This is a genomic window from Pseudomonas sp. HMSC076A11, from assembly GCF_001810205.1.
GTDB lineage: Bacteria > Pseudomonadota > Gammaproteobacteria > Pseudomonadales > Pseudomonadaceae > Pseudomonas > Pseudomonas aeruginosa.
The window spans coordinates 117004-138642 of record NZ_KV800281.1 but is presented as its reverse complement, the minus strand read 5'-3'; the positions used below and the strand labels follow the sequence as shown (position 1 = coordinate 138642).

General features: G+C 68.7%; 21 protein-coding genes. 7 read left to right on the top strand and 14 right to left on the bottom strand.

Annotated elements, in window-relative coordinates:
- Nucleotides 1-113 precede the first annotated feature (113 nt).
- On the top strand, nt 114-896 hold the full coding sequence (locus HMPREF2716_RS06215; protein ID WP_003084054.1) for an aldolase: 783 nt from the start codon (nt 114-116) through the stop codon (nt 894-896).
- Between the two features lie 59 nt (nt 897-955).
- Nucleotides 956-1837 (top strand): dihydrodipicolinate synthase family protein, encoded by an 882-nt coding sequence (locus HMPREF2716_RS06210; protein WP_003101895.1) that lies wholly within the window; start codon nt 956-958, stop codon nt 1835-1837.
- A gap of 77 nt (nt 1838-1914) precedes the next feature.
- Here HMPREF2716_RS06210 and HMPREF2716_RS06205 read toward each other — a convergent pair whose 3' ends face one another.
- The 4 genes from HMPREF2716_RS06205 to HMPREF2716_RS06190 all read right to left on the bottom strand — a co-directional run bounded on the left by HMPREF2716_RS06205 (nt 1915) and on the right by HMPREF2716_RS06190 (nt 7531).
- Nucleotides 1915-2973 (bottom strand): ABC transporter substrate-binding protein, encoded by a 1059-nt coding sequence (locus HMPREF2716_RS06205; RefSeq protein WP_003101898.1) that lies wholly within the window; start codon nt 2971-2973, stop codon nt 1915-1917.
- A gap of 163 nt (nt 2974-3136) precedes the next feature.
- Entirely contained in the window at nt 3137-4519 is a 1383-nt protein-coding gene (locus tag HMPREF2716_RS06200) for an aspartate aminotransferase family protein (RefSeq protein WP_003101901.1), read from the bottom strand.
- Nucleotides 4520-4549: 30 nt separating this feature from the next.
- Nucleotides 4550-5983, bottom strand: a complete 1434-nt coding sequence (locus tag HMPREF2716_RS06195; protein WP_003084045.1) for an APC family permease — start codon at nt 5981-5983, stop codon at nt 4550-4552.
- 57 nt (nt 5984-6040) lie between these two features.
- Nucleotides 6041-7531 carry an aldehyde dehydrogenase gene (locus HMPREF2716_RS06190; RefSeq protein ID WP_003112672.1) on the bottom strand — a complete coding sequence of 497 codons (1491 nt, stop codon included), beginning with the start codon at nt 7529-7531 and terminating at the stop codon, nt 6041-6043.
- 350 nt (nt 7532-7881) lie between these two features.
- Between HMPREF2716_RS06190 and HMPREF2716_RS06185 the strand changes: the two genes are divergently transcribed.
- Together HMPREF2716_RS06185 and HMPREF2716_RS06180 are read left to right on the top strand one after the other, a co-directional pair.
- Nucleotides 7882-8802 carry a LysR substrate-binding domain-containing protein gene (locus HMPREF2716_RS06185; protein WP_003084035.1) on the top strand — a complete coding sequence of 307 codons (921 nt, stop codon included), beginning with the start codon at nt 7882-7884 and terminating at the stop codon, nt 8800-8802.
- 328 nt (nt 8803-9130) lie between these two features.
- The gene (locus HMPREF2716_RS06180; protein ID WP_003084019.1) at nt 9131-10060 is read left to right on the top strand and encodes a LysR family transcriptional regulator; all 930 of its coding nucleotides are present in this window, start codon (nt 9131-9133) and stop codon (nt 10058-10060) included.
- 84 nt (nt 10061-10144) lie between these two features.
- Here HMPREF2716_RS06180 and madM read toward each other — a convergent pair whose 3' ends face one another.
- The 10 genes from madM to HMPREF2716_RS06130 all read right to left on the bottom strand — a co-directional run bounded on the left by madM (nt 10145) and on the right by HMPREF2716_RS06130 (nt 18532).
- Complete coding sequence (gene madM / locus HMPREF2716_RS06175; RefSeq protein WP_003084016.1) at nt 10145-10909, bottom strand: malonate transporter subunit MadM; 765 nt, start codon at nt 10907-10909, stop codon at nt 10145-10147.
- A gap of 5 nt (nt 10910-10914) precedes the next feature.
- A complete protein-coding gene (madL, locus tag HMPREF2716_RS06170; protein ID WP_003161012.1) occupies nt 10915-11319 on the bottom strand; it encodes a malonate transporter subunit MadL in 405 nt (134 codons plus the stop codon).
- A 56-nt stretch (nt 11320-11375) separates the two neighbouring features.
- A complete protein-coding gene (mdcH, locus tag HMPREF2716_RS06165) occupies nt 11376-12308 on the bottom strand; it encodes a malonate decarboxylase subunit epsilon (RefSeq protein ID WP_003112670.1) in 933 nt (310 codons plus the stop codon).
- Nucleotides 12305-12997, bottom strand: a complete 693-nt coding sequence (locus tag HMPREF2716_RS06160; RefSeq protein WP_003118606.1) for a malonate decarboxylase holo-ACP synthase — start codon at nt 12995-12997, stop codon at nt 12305-12307. The genes mdcH and HMPREF2716_RS06160 overlap by 4 nt, the downstream gene beginning before the upstream one ends.
- Nucleotides 12998-13012: 15 nt before the next feature.
- Complete coding sequence (gene mdcE, locus HMPREF2716_RS06155; protein ID WP_003112668.1) at nt 13013-13819, bottom strand: biotin-independent malonate decarboxylase subunit gamma; 807 nt, start codon at nt 13817-13819, stop codon at nt 13013-13015.
- Entirely contained in the window at nt 13816-14679 is an 864-nt protein-coding gene (locus HMPREF2716_RS06150; RefSeq protein WP_003084003.1) for a biotin-independent malonate decarboxylase subunit beta, read from the bottom strand. The genes mdcE and HMPREF2716_RS06150 overlap by 4 nt, the downstream gene beginning before the upstream one ends.
- Nucleotides 14672-14971 (bottom strand): malonate decarboxylase subunit delta, encoded by a 300-nt coding sequence (locus tag HMPREF2716_RS06145; protein ID WP_003084001.1) that lies wholly within the window; start codon nt 14969-14971, stop codon nt 14672-14674. The genes HMPREF2716_RS06150 and HMPREF2716_RS06145 overlap by 8 nt, the downstream gene beginning before the upstream one ends.
- Nucleotide 14972: 1 nt before the next feature.
- A complete protein-coding gene (locus HMPREF2716_RS06140; RefSeq protein ID WP_012613463.1) occupies nt 14973-15854 on the bottom strand; it encodes a triphosphoribosyl-dephospho-CoA synthase in 882 nt (293 codons plus the stop codon).
- Complete coding sequence (gene mdcA, locus HMPREF2716_RS06135) at nt 15854-17518, bottom strand: malonate decarboxylase subunit alpha (RefSeq protein ID WP_003111980.1); 1665 nt, start codon at nt 17516-17518, stop codon at nt 15854-15856. The genes HMPREF2716_RS06140 and mdcA overlap by 1 nt, the downstream gene beginning before the upstream one ends.
- A 120-nt stretch (nt 17519-17638) precedes the next feature.
- Nucleotides 17639-18532 (bottom strand): LysR substrate-binding domain-containing protein, encoded by an 894-nt coding sequence (locus HMPREF2716_RS06130; protein ID WP_003106182.1) that lies wholly within the window; start codon nt 18530-18532, stop codon nt 17639-17641.
- 230 nt (nt 18533-18762) lie between these two features.
- Here HMPREF2716_RS06130 and HMPREF2716_RS06125 point away from each other — a divergent pair, with 230 nt between their 5' ends.
- Genes HMPREF2716_RS06125 through HMPREF2716_RS06115 form a run of 3 tightly spaced genes read left to right on the top strand, consistent with a single transcriptional unit; the run spans nt 18763 to nt 21627 of the window.
- A complete protein-coding gene (locus HMPREF2716_RS06125; protein WP_023518263.1) occupies nt 18763-19875 on the top strand; it encodes an ABC transporter ATP-binding protein in 1113 nt (370 codons plus the stop codon).
- A gap of 25 nt (nt 19876-19900) precedes the next feature.
- Nucleotides 19901-20821: an ABC transporter permease gene (locus HMPREF2716_RS06120; protein ID WP_023518262.1), complete on the top strand. Its 921-nt coding sequence runs from the start codon at nt 19901-19903 to the stop codon at nt 20819-20821.
- Complete coding sequence (locus HMPREF2716_RS06115; protein ID WP_003106179.1) at nt 20818-21627, top strand: ABC transporter permease; 810 nt, start codon at nt 20818-20820, stop codon at nt 21625-21627. The genes HMPREF2716_RS06120 and HMPREF2716_RS06115 overlap by 4 nt, the downstream gene beginning before the upstream one ends.
- Nucleotides 21628-21639: the final 12 nt, after the last annotated feature.

Here is a 21639-nt window from a genome sequence, read left to right as displayed (position 1 = left end):
GCTAATGACACTTTGTGTCATATAACTTGATCCGTGTCATTTACAGCCGGGTCGTTGCGTGGCGCGCAACTGCCTGGCGTTTCCCCCGACTCGCTCCGTCAAAGGAACCTCGCATGGCTACGACACTGGAATTACCCAAGGATCAACTGATCCAGCACGCGCTGAAGCAGATGAAAAGCAGCCTCGGCGATAATACGTGGACTGACCGGCAAAAGCTGGCCCTGACCTGCCGGATTCTCTTCGAGGCCGGCCACGACTCCGGGCTCGCCGGGCAGATCACCTCGCGCGGCCCGGAGGCGGGGACCTACTACACCCAGCAACTGGGCCTGGGCTTCGACGAGATCAGCGCCGGCAATCTGCTGCTGGTCGACGAAGACCTCAACGTCCTCCACGGGCACGGCATGGCGAATCCGGCCAATCGCTTCCACAGCTGGGTCTATCGCGCCCGCCCGGACGTCAACTGCATCATCCACACCCACCCGCTGCACATCGCCGCGCTGTCGACCCTGGAAGTACCGCTGCAGGTCTCGCACATGGACCTTTGCCCGCTATACGACGACTGCGCCTTCCTCAAGGACTGGCCGGGCGTGCCGGTAGGCAACGAGGAAGGCGAGATCATCTCCGCCGCCCTCGGCGACAAGCGCGCCATCCTGCTCTCCCATCACGGCCTGCTGGCCACCGGTGCAAGCATCGAGGAGGCCTGCGTGATCGCGGTGCTGCTCGAGCGCGCGGCGAAGATGCAGTTGCTGGCGATGGCCGCCGGGGAGATCAAGCCGATCCCGCCGGCCCTGGCGCGCGAGGCCCACGACTGGATCTCCACCCCGAAGCGCCACGGCGCCGCATTCAACTACTACGCCCGGCGCTGCCTGCCGCGCAACAGCGACTGCCTGAGCTGAACGACCTTTCCCACCAGGTCCGTCCTGGCATTTCCCACTCAATGTCACGGGTACATCCAATGTCCGCATCCATCCACGGCATCATCGGCTACACCATCACCCCCTTCGCCGCCGACGGCGGTCTCGACCTGCCGGCCCTCGGCCGCTCCATCGAGCGCCTGATCGACGGCGGCGTGCACGCCATCGCCCCGCTCGGCAGCACCGGCGAAGGCGCCTACCTGAGCGACCCGGAATGGGACGAGGTGGTCGACTTCACCCTGAAGACCGTCGCCCATCGCGTGCCGACCATCGTCAGCGTCTCCGACCTGACCACCGCCAAGACCGTGCGCCGCGCGCAGTTCGCCGAATCCCTCGGCGCCGAGGCGGTGATGGTCCTGCCGATCTCCTACTGGAAGCTCAACGAGGCGGAAGTGTTCCAGCACTACCGCGCGGTGGGCGAAGCCATCGGCGTGCCGGTGATGCTCTACAACAACCCGGGCACCAGCGGCATCGACATGTCGGTGGAACTGATCCTGCGCATCGTCCGCGAAGTGGACAACGTGACCATGGTCAAGGAGAGCACCGGCGACATCCAGCGCATGCACAAGCTGCGCCTGCTCGGCGAAGGCCGGGTGCCCTTCTACAACGGCTGCAACCCGCTGGCGCTGGAGGCCTTCGTGGCCGGCGCGAAAGGCTGGTGCAGCGCCGCGCCGAACCTGATCCCGACGCTCAACGGCCAGCTCTACCAGGCGGTGCTCGACGGCGACCTGGAGAAGGCCCGCGCGCTGTTCTACCGGCAGTTGCCGCTGCTCGACTTCATCCTCCGCCGGGGCCTGCCGACCACCATCAAGGCCGGCCTGGGCCTCTCCGGCCTGGAGGTGGGGGCGCCGCGCCTTCCGGTGCAGGCGCTGGATACCGAGGGCTGTCGGTATCTGCAGGGGTTGTTGGAAGAGCTGCGCTGATCACCCCGTCAGCGCTTTGACCCGACGGGCCCGGACGACTTGGGGCCCGTCGTTTTTTTTGCCGACGCGCAGCGCGCTCAGCGCGCCGCCCAGGCATTGAAACGCTGTTCCAGCTCCTCGCCGTGGTCCACCCAGAACTCGGCATCCACCGCCCGCGCGCCTTCGAGGTTGGCCGGCGCGGTCGGCAGCGCCTCCTGCACCGTCTTCGGCAGCAACGCCAGGGTGCCCTTGTGTACCGGCCCGTAGGGGATCTGCTCGGAGAACACCTTCTGCGTCTGCGGCTGGCTGGCGAAGGCGATGAATTTCTCCGCCAGCGCCTTGTTCGGCGTGCCCTTCACCACCGCCCAGTACTCCGGATCGTAGAGACTGCCGGGCCAGACGATGGCCAGTTTCACCCCCTCCTTCTGCGCAGCGGCGATGCGCCCGTTGTAGGCCGCGCTCATCACCACGTCGCCGGCCGCCAGCCATTGCGGCGGCTGGGCGCCGGCCTCCCACCACTGGATGTTCGGCTTGAGCTGGTCGAGCTTGGCGAAGGCGCGGCTGACCCCCTCCGGGGTGGCAAGTACCTTGTAGAGGTCCTCCGCCTTCACCCCGTCGGCCAGCAACGCCACTTCCAGGGTGTACTTGGCGCCCTTGCGCAGGCCACGCTTGCCGGGGAACTCGCGGACGTTCCAGAAATCCGCCCAGGACTGCGGCGCCCTGGCCAGCTTCGTCGAGTCGTAGGCCATCACCATCGACCAGACGTAGGTGGCCACCCCGCACTCGCTGAAAGTGCCGGGGACGAACTGCGCGGGGTCGCCGAAACGCGCCGGGTCGAGGCGTTCGAACAGCCCCTCGTCGCAGCCGCGGAGCAGTTCGGGGCTCTCCACCTCGACCACGTCCCAGCTGACCTTGCCGACGTCGACCATGGCCTTCACCTTGGCCATTTCGCCGTTGTATTCGCCGGCGACCACCTGCCCGCCGCCGCTTCGCTCGAAGGGTTTGAAATAGGCCTGTTCCTGGGCGGCCTTGGTCGCGCCGCCGAAGGAGATCACCGTCAGGCTCTGGCTCTGCGCCTGGGCCGCCGCGGCGAACGCCAGGCCGAACAGGGACAACCGGGAAAACACGTGTGCGTACTGGTGCAAGGACTTGAACATGGAACACTCCCACAGCCGATTGGCATTGTTGTGATGTTGCTGAGGCAGTTGCCGGCCAGAGGCCGAAACGGTTCCGCGCGCGGTCGCCAGGCGCCGCATCGTCGTTATGGGGGGACGCTCCGTGTCGCAGTCGACCCGGCCGAGGCCGGGCCGCCGGGGCGCGTCAGAGCACGCCGATCTCGCGCGCGGTGCGATCCACCGCGATACGGGTCTTGTCGATCAGTTCGTCGATCTCGGCACGCCCGGCCACCAGCGCCGGGGCCATGATCATGCGGCCGAGGGTGGAGCGGATGATCACGCCCTCCTCGAAGCCGATGGTGCGGCAGCGCCAGGCCAGATCGTTCTCGTTGGCGAAGCGCTTGCGGGTCGCCTTGTCCTCGGCGAACTGCAGCGCGGCGACGAAGCCGGCGCCCTGGACCTCGCCGACCAGCGGATGGTCGCCGAAGACCTCGCGCAGGCAGCGTTGCAGGTAAGGTCCGGTCTCCTCCCTGACCCGCGTGACCACGCCCTCGTCGCGCAGCGCCTTGAGGTTGGCGATGGCCACCGCCGCCGCCACCGGGTGGCCGGAATAGGTCAGGCCGTGGGCGAACACCCCGCCCTGCTCCACCAGCACCTCGGCGATGCGCTTGCCGAGTACCAGGCCGCCCATGGGGATGTAGCCGGACGTCAGGCCCTTGGCGATGGACAGGGTGTCCGGCTGGAAGCCGAAGTGTTCGTGGGCGAACCATTCGCCGGTGCGGCCGAAGCCGCCGATCACTTCGTCGGCGCACAGCAGCACGTCGTACTGCCGGCAGATGCGCTGGATCTCCGGCCAATAGCTTTGCGGCGGGAAGATCATGCCGCCGGCGCCCTGGAAGGGCTCGGCGACGAAGGCGGCGACGTTCTCCGCGCCCAGTTCGAGGATCTTCTCCTCCAGTTGCAGCGCCGCGCGGCGACCGAACTCGGCCGGGCTCAGCTCGCCGCCGTTGGCGTACCAGTAGGGTTCGTCGATGTGGGCGAAGTCCGGCAGCATGCCGCCCATCTCGTGCATGAACTTCATCCCGCCGAGCGCGGTGCTGCCCAGGGTCGAGCCGTGGTAGCCGTTCCAGCGGCCGATCATGATCTTCTTCTGCGGCTTGCCGAGGATCTGCCAGTAGCGCCGCACGGTACGGATCAGCACCTCGTTGGCCTCGGAGCCGGAGTTGGTGTAGATCGCGTGGCTGTAGTGGTCCGGCAGCAGGCTGAAGAGCATCTCGGAAAGCTCCACCACCGCCGGGTGGGTGGTGTGGAAGAACATGTTGTAGTACGGCAGTTGTTCCAGCTGGCGGCTGGCGGCGGCGGCGAGGTCCTGGCGGCCGTAGCCGAGGTTGGTGCACCAGAGGCCGGACATGCCGTCCAGGTAGCGCTTGCCGTCGTTGTCCCAGAGCTGCAGGCCATCGCCGCGGACCATCACCCGCGGGCCTTCGCGGTTCAGCGCCTTCTGGTCGAGGAAGGCATGGATGTGGTGCGCGGCGTCCAGTTGCTGGTAGTCGCGGGTGTCGCGCTGCGGGTTGAGCTGAGCGGTCATCGTCTGTGTTCTCCTTGTTCCCTTGGCGCGTCAGGCCGAAGGGGATTGCAGGGGATCGAGGGCGACGGACTTGCCCTGGGCAGTCTCACCGGCCGTCTCGAGCGGTTCGGGTACGAAGAGGGGCTTGCGCATCACGCCCTTGATCCACACCACCGCCACCAGCGAGACCACGCCGAGCACCACGCCGGCGCTGGCGAAGATCCGTCCGGTCATTTCCGGGGTCGGCGAGACGTGGACCACCGCGTAGATCATCCCGGCGATGCCGAACAGTTGCGGCAGCGGGTAGAACGGCGTGCGGAACGGACGGGCGATGTGCGGATAGCGACGGCGCAGGGCCAGCACGTCGACGTGGGCGATGATGTAGGCCAGCAGCCAGGCCAGCGCGGCAGCGAGCAGCAGCAGGTTGATCGAGTCCGGGTCCTGGCCGAGGATCAGGATCGGCAGGCCGGTGATCGCGGCGACGAACAGCACCGCCACCCAGGGCGTGCGCGCCCGCCGGCTGAGCTGCTTGAATTGCGGGAAGGCCTGGCCGTTCTGCGCCATCCCGTAGAGCATCCGCGGGATCGCCGCCAGCGACGAGTTGAGGGTGCTGCAGGTGGCGGTGATCGCGGCGATCACCAGGAACAGCTGGCCGTACTCGCCGAACACGCGGTTGGCGAAGAGGAAGTGTGGCAGCGGGTCGCCGGCCAGTTCCGCCTGCGGGATGCACAGCAGCGCACCGAAGCAGTAGAGGGCGATGGTCAGGAAGATGATGCTCAGGCCGAGGATCATCGAACGCGGGATGTTGCGCTCCGGACGCCGCGTCTCCTCCACCAGCGGGCAGACGAACTCGGCGCCGACGAAGCCCCACACGGCCATCGCGGTGAGCGCCAGGGCGCTTACCCCGAGCGGGTTCCAGCCGCTCGCCAGGGCGGTCTGCGCGGAAGCGTGGTCGCTGCTCACCGCACCCAGGCCGAGCACCAGCAGGACGATCATCATCAGCAGCGCCAGGGCGCTCTGCAGGCGCGCGAAGATGTCGATGCCGAGCAGGTTGAGCAGGGTGAACAGGCCGAGCACGCCGTAGGCCACCAGCATCGGCGGCAGCGCGCCGGGGTAGACCTTGCCGATGATCAGGTCGAGCAGCAGCAGTTCCGCCGAGAGGGCGAACATCGCCACCACCACGTAGCCGGAAAAGGTCGCCAGGATCGCCGGGAAATGCCCGATGGCCACCTCGGTGTAGCTGCTCAGGCTACCGGCGCGGGGAATCATCAGGGCCAGCTCGGAAAAGGAAAAGGCGTAGCTCAGCGCCAGCAGGTAGGCCACTCCCAGCGGCACGATGAAGCCCAGGCCGGCCGTCCCGGCGCCTTGCAGCATCAGTACCATCACGCCCTGGGAAACCACCAGGCCGATGGCCACCGCCAGCAGCGGTCCCAGCCCGAGCACGCGGCGCAGGGCCGGCTCACGCACGTTCGGCGTGTCGTTCATTCGATCGTCCTCTTGTTGTCGTTATCGGCATCGAGTCGTGTCGCGTCCGTCGCGTCTTCAGCGCAACTGGAACCAGGTCGTCTTCAACTGGGTGTACTTGTCGAAGGAATGCAGCGACAGGTCGCGACCGAAGCCGGACTGCTTGCCGCCGCCGAAAGGCACCGCGACGTCCAGCGCGTCCACGGTATTCACCGACACCGTTCCGGCATTCAAGCGCCGCGCCACCCGGTGTGCACGGTGCAGGTCGTCGCTCCACAGCGAGGCGGCGAGGCCGTAGCGGCTGTCGTTGGCCAGGCGTATGGCCTCGTCCTCGGAGTCGAAGGCGCTGATCGCCAGCACCGGACCGAAGATTTCCTCGCGGGCCAGCTGCATGTCCGGGCGTACGTCGCCGAACAGAGTCGGTTCGATGAAGTTGTCCGAACCGTTGATCGTCAACTGGCGGCCACCGCCGAGCAGGGTCGCGCCCTCGCCTTGCGCCCGCTCGATGGCGGCGAGAATCCCGGCGGTCTGCCGGCGGTCGACGATGGCGCCGGCGCGGCTGGCCGGGTCCAGCGGATCGCCCGGCTGCCAGTCGCGGGCCTTGGCCAGCAGGCGCTCGACGAACTCGTCGTGGATCGAACGCTCCACCAGCAAGCGCGAGTTCGCCGAACAGACCTCGCCCTGGTTGAAGAAAATGCCGAAGGCGGCCTTTTCCGCCGCCAGGTCAAGATCGCGGCAATCGGCGAACACCAGGTTCGGACTCTTGCCGCCGCACTCCAGCCAGACCTGCTTGAGGTTGGATTGCGCGGAATACTGCATGAAGTACTTGCCGACCTCGGTGGAGCCGGTGAACACCAGTGCGTCCACCTCCGGGTGCAAGCCGAGGGCCTTGCCGGCCTGCTCGCCGAGGCCCGGCACCACGTTCAGCACGCCTTCCGGCACCCCCGCCTCCAGGGCCAGCTCGGCCAGGCGCAGGGCGGAGAACGGCGACTGCTCGGCCGGCTTGAGCACCACCGAGTTGCCGGCGGCCAGGGCCGGGGCGAGCTTCCAGGCGGCCATGTCGAGCGGGAAGTTCCACGGCACCACCGCGCCGATCACCCCCAGCGGCACGCGGGTAATGGTGGCCAGGGTCTGCTGGGCGGTCGGCGCGACCTGGTCGTAGAGCTTGTCGAGGCTTTCCGCATACCAGGCGAAGACGTGGGCGGCGCCGGGTACATCGATGTTCCAGGCGTCCATCACCGGCTTGCCCATGTTCAGCGAGTCGAGCAGCGCCAGCTCTTCGCGATGGGCCAGCATCAGCTCGGCCAGGCGCAGCAGCACGCGCTTGCGCTCGACCGGGGCGAGACGCGCCCAGGGGCCTTCGTCGAAGGCGCGGCGGGCGGCGGCCACTGCCGCGTCGACGTCGGCCGCATCGCAGGCCGCGACCCGCGCCAGCAGGCGATTGCTCGCCGGATCGATGGCGTCGAAGGTAGCGCCGCTGGCGGCTGGACGCTGGCGGCCGCCGATCAGGGCCTGGTCGATGAAGCGCTGTGTCGCGGCGCGCCGTTGCCAATCGCTGAGTTCGAACACCCCACCTTCTCCTTGTTATCTCGCCGGTCTGCGCCGGTCGTGGTTCTGCACGCATGGCCCGGACCGCCGGGAGGCGGACCGCTGTCCATGGGGTCGATGGGGAAGGATGGTCGCGCAAGCCGCGGCGAAGGAAAATTATTAAAAATGTCCTCGGGACATAAGAAAAAGCTGGCCAGGCGTGCCCCGGCAAAGTGCGTCGTGCTGGGTTATCGTGCAGGCGGGCAATCGTCGTCGCGGCCAGCGCCGCGACGCTCGGCAGCGGCCTGCAACTTGCTTGCAGCGCGGCGGACACAACAATCGAGGCGCGCACGCCCGGCCCGGGGAGGATGATGCGCCAATGAGGTCTTGCAGTGGCGTCCTATACCTTGCGGCAACTCAAGTATTTCGTGACCACCGTGGAATGCGGCAGCGTGGCCGAGGCCTCGCGCAAGCTGTACATCGCCCAGCCGTCGATCTCCACGGCGGTGAAGGGTCTGGAGGAAAGCTTCGGCGTGCAGCTGTTCATCCGCCACCACGCCCAGGGCGTGTCGCTGACCCCCGCCGGCGCGCGCTTCTACCGCAAGGCGCAGGAACTGCTGCGGATGGCCCACGAGTTCGAGCAGAACGCCCTGGCCGACAACGACGTGATCGCCGGGCAGATCGACATCGGCTGCTTCGAGACGGTCGCCCCGCTCTACCTGCCGGGCCTGATCGCCGGCTTTCGCCAGGCCTATCCGGGGGTGGAGATCCGCATCCGCGACGGCGAGCAGCAGGAACTGGTGCAAGGCCTCACCTCCGGGCGCTTCGACCTGGCCTTCCTCTACGAGCACGACCTCGACTCGACCATCGAGACCGAGCCGCTGATGCCGCCGCAACGACCCCACGCGCTGCTCCCCGAAGGACACCGCTTCGCCGGGCAGGCGCAAGTGTCGCTGCGCGACCTGTGCCTGGAACCGATGATCCTGCTCGACGTGCAGCCCAGCCGCACCTATTTCGTCAGCCTGTTCGAGGAACTCGGCCTGACGCCGAACATCGCCTTCAGCTCGCCGTCCATCGAGATGGTGCGCGGCATGGTCGGCCAGGGCTTCGGCTTCTCCCTGCTGGTCACCCGCCCGCATTCGGAATGCACCTACGACGGCAAGAAGGTGGTCATGGTCGACCTCGCCGAGCCGGTGTCCACCTCCGGGCTCGCCGCCGCCTGGCTGAAACGCGCGCAACTGACCAAGCCGGCACGATTGTTCGTCGACTACTGCCGGGAGCAACTGGGCAAGCTTGCCGAGCGCCGGCACTGACCCTCAGCTTTCCGACATTCCAAGAGGAACTTTCTTTCTGACAAAGACGAATCCGATGACTGTGGCAAAAAGCCTCCGTTGCTAGGGTGGCCGGCGCTCCGGACCACCCCGGTCCGGCGCACCATCCGCTCCATCCGCTGAGTTCCGTTAGCCTATCGGCGGCTCAGGCTGCCGAAGCGGGATTCCATCCGGTCAGTGCAACTCCGCCTTCCCCAAGGCGTTTCCAGGCCGTCATGCTCCGCCACGCGCTAGGACATGACGGCCCTTTTTACCCCTCCCGCGCCGCCTCAGGCACAATCCCCCGACGCCACCGGCCAGGGGAACGCGGATGCTGATCGACGAAGAAATCACCCTCAAGAAGCTGGAAACCTTCCTCGCCTTCATGCGCACCGGCAACCTGGCGCGCGCGGCGGCGGAACTGGGCACCAGCAACGTCAGCGTGCACCGCGCCATCCACTCGCTGGAAAGCGCCCTGCGCTGCCCGCTGTTCAAGCACGAGGGACGCAACCTGACCCCGCTGGAAAGCGCCTACGTGCTCGAGGAGCGCGCGCAGAAGCTGGTCCAGGAGGTACTCGACACGGTGCGTCTGACCCGCGAGGCGGCCGGCTTCTCCGCCGAGCGTTTCAAGCTCGGCGCGCTCTATTCGCTGACGGTGAAGACCGTGCCGCAACTGATCATGGGCCTCAAGCTGCGACGCAGCGCGCTGAACATCGACCTGATCCTCGGCTCCAACGTCGATCTGTTCTACCAGCTGAAGAACATGGAGCTGGACGCCATCCTGGTGTCGCTCAACGACAGCGTCAGCGATCCCGACTGCGAGCACCTGCCGCTGTTCTCCGATGACATCTTCCTCGCCGTGCCGGTGGACTCGCCCTACGCCAGGCTCGCCGAGATCGATCTCAGCACCCTGCGCGACACGCCCTTCGTCACGCTCACCCAGGGCTTCGCCACCCATCAGGACGGCACCCGGGTGTTCCAGCAGGCCGGCTTCGAACCGCAGATCGCCATGCAGGTGAACGACATATTCACCCTCCTCAGCATGGTCAGCTCGGGGGTCGGCCATGCGCTGCTGCCCAAACGCATCGAGGCGGTCTACGAGAACCGCGTGCGGCTGATCCCGCTGCAACCGCGCTATCGCCTGCAGCAGCACATCGGCGTGGTGTTCCTCAAGGCCAAGGAGCGCGACCCGAACCTGCTGGCGTTGCTCGCGGAGTGCCGGATGTACAGCCTGCGCCTGGAGCAGGAGGCGGCGGGATAGCGGACGGAAATCCACATTACCGCTGGCCCGCTGACCTCTCCCCAACCCTCGCCCTTCAGGGAGAGGGTGCCCGGACGAGCCCGCTCACCCAACCAGGCCGCGCACGCTGAAATACAGCAGCGACGGCCCCAGCAGGCAACCGATGGCGGTATAGAACGCCGCGGTCAGGCAACCGTAGGGCACCAGCTTCGGGTCGGTGGCGGCGAGGCCGCCGGCGACGCCGCTGGAGGTGCCCATGAGACCACCGAAGATCACCGCCGTACGTGGATTGTTCAGGCCGATGTAGGGCGCGACGAAAGGCGTCAGGACCATCACCAGGATCGCCTTCACCAACCCGGCGGCGATGCTCAGCGCCATCACCTCGGAGCTGGCCCCCAGGGCGGCGCCGGTCACCGGTCCGACGATGTAGGTGACCGCGCCGGCGCCGATGGTGGTCAGGCTGACCGCATCGGTATAGCCGAACGCCATGGCCACCGCGACCCCGGCGACGAACGACGAACCGACTCCGAGGAACAGCGACACCACCCCGGAAACCCCTGCCCGACGCAGTTCCTCGACATTCACCCCGAAGGCCGTGGCGACGATGGCGAAGTCGCGCAGCATGGCGCCACCCAGCAGGCCGATACCGGACATCAGGGGCACGTCCACCAATCCTTTCTGCCCGCCGGTGGCGACGCCGCCGACGTAGGACAGCACCAGGCCGAGGAAGATCGCGATCGCCGAGCCGTGCAGGCGCCCGCGGGTGAGGCGCGCCGACAACCAGTAGGACACCGCCATGGTCACGCCGATGATGGCGAAGCCGCTGATCAGGCCGTAGCCATTGATGACTTTGTTCAGGGACTCGAACATGGCGCTCACCCCTGCACGCTGGTGCGCGGTTTCAATGGCGGGGCGCCTTCGGCTTTCTTCCGGCCGAAGCGGTCGAGCAGCGGGACCAGGGCGAAGGCCACGGCGACCGCGGCGATGCCGGCGAGGATAGCGGCCGGCCCGCCGCTCAGCGCGCCGAGGACATTCTGCTGGGCGGCCATGGCGACCACGATGGGAATGTAGACCGCGCTCCAGAACTCCACGCCCTGCTCGGTCTTCGCCGAGAGCAGGCCACGCTTGCCCAGGTAGCTGCCGACGAAGATCAGCAGCAGCATGGCGATGCCGACGCCACCGACGTTGGCCGGCACGCCGAGCATCACGCCAAGGATCTCGCCGATGAACAGCCCGGCGAGGGTACACAGAGACAGCAGTGCGACACCGTAGATAATCATTATTGTTGTCCTCGGTTGCGGATCGATGTTGTTGTTTTTATGCCTCGAACGAACGCTTATCGGGTTCTCTTTTCCTCCTCGCGCAACAGCGCGTCCAGGGTATCTGCCCGGGAGCCTTCGAAGGCCGGCGTGGCGCAGCCGAACAGAGGCCGCGCCAGACCGCTGAGGACCCGTCCCGGCGGCAGCTCGAGATGCAGGCGGGCACCGCGCTCGTAGGCGCTGCGCAATGTCGCCAGCCACTCGACGCGGCGCGCCATGTTGCCGGCGAGATCGTCGGCCAGCGCGGCCGGTTCGGCGACCAGGCGCGCCCGGCTGCTGCTCAGGTAGGGCACGCGCGGCCGATGCAGGCGGATGCCGGCGAAGGCTTCGGCCAGGCGCGCGGCCGGTTCGTCGAGCAGCGCACAGTGCGACGGTACGCTCACCGCCAGGCGCTTCGCCGCGCTGGCGCCGGCGGCACGGGCGCGTTCGGCGAGGGCGGCCAGAGCCGCTTCGCTGCCGGCCACCACCAGTTGCCGCTCGGCGTTGACGTTGGCCAGGTAGAGCGGCGGGTGCTCGCGCCGCACCGCCAGGATCAGCGCTTCCAGTTGCGCCTGTTCGAGACCGAGGATGGCGCTCATCCCGTAGCCCTCGGGCCAGGCGGCCTGCATCAGTTCGCCACGCAGCGCCACCAGACGCAGCGCGTCGTCGAAGTCCAGCGCGCCGGCTACCACCGCCGCCGGATAGGCGCCGATGGACAGCCCGGCGACCAGCCCCGGCCGATGCCCGCGCGTCTCCAGCAGGCGGCTGGCGGCGACCCCGGCGATCAGCAGGCACAACTGCACCGCGCGGGTGCCGCGCAAGGCCTCGGCGCTCTCCAGTTCGGCCGGCGCCTGGCCGAGACAGTCCGCCGCCTGCTCCAGGCAGGCGCGCACCGGCGGTTCGTCGGGCAAGGCCGCGAGCATGCCGGGACGTTGGGCGCCCTGGCCGGGATAGGCGAACAGCACGCTCATGCCTCGACCTCCGCGATCCGCCAGGGGTCTTCCAGCAACAGCGGCGCCTCGCTGCCTTTCGCCAGCACCCGGGGCCGACCCTCGGCCCATTCGCGCAGGGCCACGCCGCCCGCCGGGGTCTGCAGTTGCAGGTCGATCCGGCAGGGACACTGCTCGAAGCACTGCAGCAGGCGCAGCGCGTCATCGCGCGGGAACGGGCGCGGGGTGCGCAGCAGCAGGTCGAGGTCGCTGTCCGGATGCAGCACGGCGACCCCGCTGGCCAGCTCGAAACCGGCGCCGCCGGTCACGCCCCAGGCCAGTCCCAGCGCGTTCAGCGGCGCACGCAGGTCGCGCAAGGCACGCCAGGCCGGCAGATCGCGCAGCATCGCCGGCTCGCGCTGGCCCAGCGCTTCCGGGCGCAAGCGCCGGGTGATTGCCGCCAACGGCATCCAGCCGGCCCAGCGCTGCTCCCGCGCCAGGCCGCGCACGCCGATGGCCACCCGCGCAGGATCTGCCGGCGCACGGCGCACCACCACCGGCCAGCCGGCCTTCAGTGCCGCGCAGACCCAGGCCGGAGCATTCTCCGGCAAATGCGCCGGCGCCATGCCCAGGAGCAAGTCATGGGGTTCCGGCCCTGCCCTGCGACGCATCGGATCAGGAGCGAGCCGTCGCCGGCTGGAGCCCCGCTGTGAGCTGTTCGCGATGACCACGGCTCGCTCCTGAATTCACCACTGCTCGCGCAGCAGCCGGCGCACCCGCGCCGACGCCTCGCGGTTGGCCGCGCCGAGGCGGCCGCCGAGGTCGCGCGGGCCGCCGAGGATATCGGCCAGGGCCTCGCCCAGGCAGGTGCGGACCCGCACCAGGTCCGCCGTCGACGGCACCTCGACGGTCTCCACCGGAAGGGTCCTCCAGAGCAGGCCGAGCGACGCGTAGCTGTCGATGTCGTAGGCCATCGGCGGCACCTTCGCCGCCAACGCCTCCAGTTCCTCGACGCTGCGCAGGGTGATCCGCGCGGCGGCGGCCTTGCCCATGGCGTGGACCATCACCCCCGGATCGTGCAAGGCGATCAGGCGGTTGGCCTGGTAGCCGTGGGCGAGGAACGCGCCGGACATCGCCTTGCCCACCAGCAGGCCGATCAGCGGATGCCCGGCGAGTCGGGCGCGGGCGTAGGCATCCACCGCCCCGGCCAGCGCCTGGTGGATACCCAGGGCCTCCTCGCGGCGGCCGTAGGCCTGGCTCGGCACGTCGACGATGGCCAGCAGCGCGCGCTTGCGTGGCGCCTCGCGGTCGGCCTCCAGCGCCTCGTCGACGGCGGCGGCCAGGCCCCAGCCCTCGAGCAGCCCGACCTCGCCCTGGCGAGCGCGCGGGAACGGATTGTCGGGATCGGGCACGACGGCCAGGAAACGCACCGGGTAGCCGTCCAGCTCGGCATCGGCGACGCGCAACGAAGCAGGATCGCCGGGACGCGGCGCGAGGCTACCGGCCAGCGCCTGGAACCAGGCCAGGCCACGGGAAGCGAACGGTTGGCTCATGTTGCATCTCCTTGGCCCAGCCCCTGGTACAGCCGGCGCACGCCGGCGGCATCCGGTTGCTCGGCGGTATCGAGGTCGCCCAGCCGCCGCAGGTAATCCTCGGCGCGGCGGCAGCGCGGCCGTGCCGGCAGGCCCTTGGCGAAATACGCGAGTACCGAGGTGCGTACCTCATCGAGGTCGTCGGCCAGGTAGGCGTCGGCGAGACCGCTGGCGAAGCGCTGCTCGCCGCCGGTGAGGCTCCAGATGAACGGCCGGTCGCGCGAGTCGTATTCAGCGATGCCGGCCTCCTGTTCGATCACCTGCGGACCGTTCAAGCCGAGGCGCGCCTCGCGGGTCACCAGCACGTAGCTGCACAGCCCGGCGGCGATGGACATGCCGCCGAAGCAGCCGACCGGCCCGGCAATCACCGCCACCACCGGCTGGTAGCGCTGCAGATCGACGATGGCCGCCTGGATCTCGGCGATCGCCGCCAGTCCGAGGTTGGCTTCCTGCAGGCGCACGCCACCGGTTTCCAGCAACAGCAGGGCCCGGGTCGGAACGCCGTTGCGATTGTCCTCGGCGGCCAGCTCCAGCGCGCCGGCGATCTTCGCTCCGCTGACTTCGCCAAGGCTGCCGCCCTGGAAAGCACCTTCGATGGCGGCGAGCACCGCCGGCTGGCCGTCGAGGAGGCCACGGGCGACCACTACCCCATCGTCGGCCTGGGGCACGATGCCCTGTCGTTCCAGCCAGGGCGACTGCACGCCGGCGAAGGGATCGAGCAACTCGCGGAAGCTGCCCGCGTCAAGCAGGGCACGGGCGCGTTGGCGCGCTCCCAGTTCGGTGAAGCTGCGCAGCGCCAGCAGGCGGGCGACGTCAGTCATGGCCAGCCTCCTCCAGTGCCTGCTCCAGGCGCAGGCGGACCACCCCGGGAGTGGCGCCGAAATCGTGGATGCGGATCGACGCGGCCGGCGCCGTGGACGCCGCGAAGACCCGCGCGAAGAGTTGTTGCCAGCGCGGGCCGCTGCCGTTTACCGAGGTCACCACCTGGATGCTCAGCGCGCCTCCGGCGGCCGGCTCGAGCAGCACCTCCAGGTCGCCGGAGCCGACGCAGCCGGCCAGGGCGCGACCGCGCGCCGGAGCGCCGGCGGGAAATTCGAAGGTCAGGGTTTCCATCTCAGAGACTCCCAGCCCACCCACCGGACACGGCGGGCAGGCGATCGAGGAAAAGACAGGCGGCCAGCAGGTCGGCGGCGCCGCCGGGCGAAGCGTTCAGCGCCAGCAGGCGGCGGTCCAGCTCGCACAGGCGGCGACGCCCGGCGAGACTGGCGCTGCCGCCGGCGGCGAGCACCGCGCGGGCGCCATCCTGCATCACGGCGAGGCCGACGCGGCCGGCGCGGTGCAGCACGCAGGTATCGTCGAGGACGCTCATGATCGCCAGCAGCGCATCGAGCCTGGCGTTCTGCTCGCCAGCGCCGCCTTCGCGGCTGCGCCATAGCTGCGGCAGGCCGTGGCGCACTGCGCGGGGGAAGCCGAGACGCGCCTCCTCGCGGGCGCCGCCGACGCCGTAGCGCCGACGGACGCGCTCGCCGTGGCTGTCGCCGATGGCGGCCGCCGGATCGTCGAGCAGGGCGATGCGTCCTGCGCGCGCGGCCACTTCGCCGGCCTGCGTGCGGCGCGGTTCGAGAGCGGCGGCCGCGACCAGCAGGCCGAGCGCCCAGATCGCTCCGCGATGGGTGTTCACGCCTTCGGTGGTACGCAGCATCGCCGCCTCGCCGTCGCGCCCCAGTTGGCCAAGGACGCCGCGCAGGCGCGCATCGATGCGCCCATGCCGCTGTGCGGCGTCGGCCATTTCCTTGAAACACGGCCACAGGCTCAGCGCCGAGGCCTGCATCAGGCCCAGGTGCAGGTCGGCATGCGCGCCATTGCCGCGGCGGTCCACCAGGGCCGGCTTGGGCGACAGTTCGGCTTCGTCGATGAGGGCGTCCACCGCCAGGTCGGCCAGGCATTCGCCGAGGTCGGCGCACGGCGTCGCCGCGAGGTTCGCGATGGCGTTCATCACCAGCTCCTGAAACGCGCCGGCGGCTGGTACAGCCCGCCGGACCACTCGACCAGCTCGGCGATGCTCTTCGCCGCCAGCAGCTCGCGCGAGGCGTCGGTGCGGCGGATGCCGAGGTCCTCGGGCAGCGCGATCAGCCCTTCGCGGCGCATCCGCAGGGTCTCGCGCGGATCGTGGCGCAGGCCGATCGGACTGATCCCCGCCACCGCCGCGATCATCGCCTGGCGTTCCTCCAGGGAGCGCGCCTTGTACAGGTAGGCGATGCCTTCCTCGGTGAGCACATGGGTGACGTCGTCGCCATAGATCATCACCGGCGCCAGCGGCATGCCGGTCTGGCGCGCCACCTCCAGCGCGTCGAGGCGCTCGACGAAGGTCGGCTTGCCGCCGTCCTGGAAGGTCTCGACCATCTGCACCACCAGCTTCCTGCCGCGCTCCAGCAAGGCCTCGGGTTCGCCCCGCATGTCCAGCCAGGCCGGCGTCGAGTGGCGCCGGCCGCGCGGGTCGTGGCCCATGTTCGGGGCGCCGCCGAAGCCGGCCAGGCGTCCGCGGGTGACGGTGGAGGAATGGCCGTCGCCGTCGACCTGGAGGGTAGCGCCGATGAACAGGTCGACGGCGTATTGTCCTGCCAGTTGGCAGAACATCCGATTGGAACGCAGCGAGCCGTCGCGACCGGTGAAGAACACGTCGGGACGCTGGGCGATGTAGCCCTCCATGCCCAGCTCGGTGCCGAAGCAGTGCACGCTCTCGACCCAGCCGCTCTCGATGGCGGGGATAAGGGTCGGGTGCGGGTTGAGGGTCCAGTGTCGGCAGATCTTGCCCTTCAGGCCGAGGGACTCGCCGTAGGTCGGCAGGATCAGTTCGATGGCCGCGGTGTTGAAGCCGATGCCGTGGTTCAGCGACTGCACGTTGTGCCGCTGGTAGATGCCGCGGATCGCCATCATCGCCATCAGCACGTGGACCGGCTTGATGTGGCGCGGGTCGCGGGTGAACAGCGGCTCGATGTAGAACGGCTGGTCGGCCTCGACCACGAAGTCCACCCAGGACGCCGGGATATCCACTCGCGGCAGGTCGCGCGGGTCGTCGACGATACGGTTGACCTGGACGATGACGATGCCGTCGCTGAACGCGGTGGGCTCCACCAGCGCCGGGGTGTCTTCCGTGCTCGGCCCGGTGTACACGTTGCCTTCGCGGTCGGCGACGAAACCGGCGACCAGCGCCACGTTGGGGATCAGGTCGACCACCAGCCGCGCGTACAGCTCGATGTAGGTGTGGATCGCGCCGATCTCCAGCAGGCCGTCTTCGAGCAACTGGCCGATGCGCAAGCTCTGCGGGCCGGAGAAGGAGAAGTCGAGCTTGCGCGCGATGCCCAGTTCGAACAGGTCGAGATGCTCCGGGCGGCCGACGCTGGGCATGATCATGTGCAGGTCGTGCAGCTTGCCGGGATCGACCCGCGCCAGCGAACGGGAGAGGAAATCCGCCTGCTTCTGGTTGTTGCCTTCCAGCACCACCCGATCGCCCGGCGCGATCAGCGCCTCCAGCGCGGCGACCAGGCGTTCGCGCGGCAGCACCGCGCCGTCAGCCAGGCCGCGCACGCGCTCGAGGCGCCGCTGCTTTTCCTGGCGGCGCCGCGACCACTGCGGCGGGGGAGAGATCGGTGTCGTCATGTCGGCTCCAGGTTTCACGCTGTGGTGAGGAGCCACGGTAGGCAGGCCGCCAGGCCTGTTCAATCAAGCAGCCGACATGATCGTTACGCTTGGGTTAACGATGCAGCGCTGGCGCTGCGTTCAGGACGTCACGGCGTCCGGAAACTCTTCGCGCAGGGCCTCGCCCAACCAGCCGATGAACCACTCGACGTCCGCCGAGGGCGTGCCGGGCGGGGTCAGCACCTGGTAGCACTCCAGTGCCGCCTCGGCGGCCAGGGGCCGCACCAGAGCGCCGCTGCGCAGTTCCTGGCGGACCAGCACCTCGTTGGCCAGGGCGATGCCGAGACCCTCTTCGGCCCGCGCCAGGGCATGATCGTTGCTCAGGTAGAGCACCGCCGGACGGACCTCGACGTCGACCCCGATGGCGGAGAACCAGAGGTTCCACCACTCGCCGTCGTCGACATGGATGAGCTTGTGCGCGACCAGTTGCTCCGCCGACTCCAGCGGTCCGGCGGCGGCCAGGTAGGCCGGCGAGCACACCGGGAACACCTTGGGCCGGATCAGCAGCGCGCGCGGGTTGGCGTACTGGCCCGGCAGGCCATAGACGATACCGAGGTCGGCGCTGCGCTCCTCCACGTGGTCGAAGGTGGGATTGGGTTCGAGGGCGATCTTCAGCCCCGGTCGCTGTGCGCAGAGGGTTTCCAGGCGCGACGTCAGCCAGCGCCGGGAGAACGCCGGCACCGCCATGATCCGCAGCCAGCGCGCGCCACTGAGCTGGCCGCCGGCCTCGGCGATCTGCTGCAACGCGGTGGACACCGCGGCGTAGTACTGCCGCCCGGCCGGGGTCAACAGCACGCCACGCGAAGTACGTTCGAACAGACGCGCGCCAAGCCAGTCTTCCAGCAGCCGGACATGCCGGCCGACCGCCGGCTGGGTTACGTGCAGGGCTTTCGCCGCCGCCACGTAGCTACCCAGGCGGGCGGCGGCCTCGAAGGCGCGCACAGCGTTCAACGGGGGCAGACGGGGGATCGACATGGGCCTTGCGAACCTCGCTAGGTGTTAATTTTTTTAACACCTTATATAAGAAAATTGAGCTTTCGACAGCCGCCCCTTTTCCGCATCATCCGCTCCAGCCATCGGCGACCACAAGCCGGCGCTACCCTTCCGCCACCTCGCGGAAGCCTACTTTCCAGCCCTGCCATAAGAACAACAACCATCGTCGCGCCGCATTGCGGCACGCACGAAGGGGAATCGGAGGTAAGTCCATGAGTGCCCTGCATTCGCTGCGTACCCATGCAGTGTCCATCCGCGCGGTACGCAAGGTGTACGGCGATCCCGAGAGCGGCCCGGTGGCGCTGAAGCGCGTCGACCTGGATATCCGCGACAATGAATTCTTCACCCTCCTCGGCCCGTCCGGCTGCGGCAAGACCACCCTGCTGCGGATGATCGCCGGCTTCGAGTTTCCCACGGAGGGCGAGATCCTCCTCTACGGCGAGAACATCGCCGCGCGACCGCCCTTCGAGCGCCCGGTGAACACCGTGTTCCAGCACTATGCGCTGTTCCCGCACATGAGCATCGCCGAGAACCTCGCCTTCGGCCTCGAATCGCGCCCACTGGGACGCAGCCTGGGCAAGGCGGAGATCGCCGAGCGGGTCCGCGAGATGCTCGCCCTGGTGCAGATGGAACGTTTCGCCGATCGCCGTCCCGGGCAGCTTTCAGGAGGCCAGCAGCAACGCGTGGCACTGGCCCGTGCGCTGGCGCCGCAACCGCGGGTGCTGCTGCTCGACGAACCGCTCTCGGCCCTCGACCTGAAGCTGCGCCAGGCGATGCGCGAGGAACTCAAGGCGATCCAGGCGAAGACCGGGATCACCTTCATTTTCGTCACCCACGACCAGGAGGAGGCGCTGACCATGTCCGATCGCATCGCCGTGCTCTCCGAGGGACAGGTGCAACAGGTCGGGCCGCCGGAAGAGATCTACGAGCGCCCCGGCAACCGCTTTGTCGCCGACTTCATTGGCGAGACCAATTTCATCGAAGCCGAGCTGCTCCAGCGCGACGGCCCGCTGGCGCTGTACCGCGGTCCCGGCGGCGAAGCGTTCGAGGCCACCGCGCGCGACGGCCTGGCAGCCGGAGCCCGGGTCTGCCTGTCGATCCGCCCGGAACGCCTGGACCTGCTGGCGGCCAACACCGGCGGCGGCCTGCCCTGCACGGTGGAAAGCCAGGTCTACCTCGGCACCGACCTGCAATACCGGGTGCGCCTGGCCGACGGCAGCCTGCTGACGGTGCGCACACCGAACGGCACGGCACGGCGCTTCGCCACCGGCGAAGCTGCCTGCCTGGCCGTGGCCAAAGACAGCGCCAGCGTCCTGCTGGATTGATCCCCTTCGGCAACGGACCACAGCCATGCATCCGATCCCTTCCCCCGGCGCAGCCTTGCAGCGTCGCCAGGCCCTGCACAGCTTCCTCGGCGTCACTCCGGCGCTGGTCGCCATCGGCCTGTTCCTGGTGTTGCCGATCCTCATCGTCGCCGCCTATTCGCTGATGGAGGCCAACCCCTATGGCGGGGTCGACCGGGCCTTCAGCGGCGAGGCGTACGTATCCCTGCTCTTCGAACGGCAGATGGACGACAGCCTGGCCTTCGCCGACTCCTACCTGACAATCGCCCTGCGCTCGCTCGGCATCGCCGCGCTGACCACCCTCATCACCCTGTCGCTCGGCTTCCCGGTGGCGGTCTGGCTGGCCATGCAGCCGCCGCGTCGGCGCGGCCTGCTGATCTTCCTGATCACCGTGCCGTTCTGGGCCAACCTGCTGATCCGCACCTACGCCTGGATTCTCCTGCTGCGCGGCAGCGGAGTGATCAACAACGGCCTGCTCGGCCTCGGCCTGGTCGACCACCCGTTGCCGCTGCTCTACAGCGACGGCGCGGTGCTGCTCGGCCTGGTCTACACCTACGCGCCCTTCGTGGTACTGCCGATCTACGCGACCCTGGAGAAAATGGACATGCGCCTGCTGGAAGCCGCCCAGGACCTCTACGCCGGCCGCCTGCGCACGCTACGCAAGGTGGTCCTGCCGATCGCCCGGCCGGGCATCCTGGCCGGCGCCATCCTGACCTTCGTGCCCTGCCTGGGCGCGATGATCGCCCCGGAACTGCTTGGCGGAGGCACCCGCATGATGCTTGGCAACCTGATCTTCCGGCAGTTCGCCGACGCCCGGAACTGGCCGTTCGGCGCCGCCCTGTCGCTGGTGCTGATGGCCGCGGTGATGCTGGTCCTGACCGTCTACGCCTGGCGCGCCGAACGTCTCGCACGGGGGATGGGCCGATGATCGCGCGCCTGTGGAAAGGCAGCCGCCATAACGTCCAGGACTTCCCCGGCTTCGGTGCCTTCAGCTTGTTGTTCTACCTGTACCTGTACGCGCCGATCCTGGTGCTGGTGGTGTACTCCTTCAACGCCAACCAGTCGGCCACCGTCTGGACCGGCTTCAGCCTCGACTGGTACCGCGCCGCCTTCGCCAACCAGGCGCTGCGCCAGGCCGCCGGCAACAGCCTGCTGATCGCCGTGTGCGCCAGCGCCGCGGCCACCGCGATCGCCACCCTGGCCGCCCTCGGCACCTCGCGTGGGGCGAAGTTCAGGGGCCTGCGCCTGTCGATGGGAGCGATCATGCTGCCCCTGGTGCTGCCGGAAATCGTGGTTGGGGTCGCCACCCTGGCGCTGTTTTCCACCGTCGGGCTGTCTCTCGGCTACGGCAACCTGATCATCGCCCACACGGTGTTCTGCATCCCGTTCGCCTACCTGCCGATCCGTGCCCGCCTGGATGACATGGACCTTTCCCTGGAGCAGGCCGCCGCCGACCTCTACGCCGGTCCGTGGCGGACCCTGCGCAAGGTGACGCTGCCGCTGCTGGCGCCGGGCATCTTCTCCGGCCTGATGCTCGCCTTCATCGTCTCGCTGGACAACTTCGTGATCTCGATGATGGTCTCGCAGGCCGGCACCACCACCCTGCCGATCTTCATCTTCGGACTGCTGCGGATGGGCGTCACGCCCGACGTCAACGCCGTGTCGACGTTGATCCTCGGCGTCTCCGTGATCTTCGTCAGCCTTTCCTACCTGCTCGGCAAGCCACGCGCCTGAGCCCTACGTCGG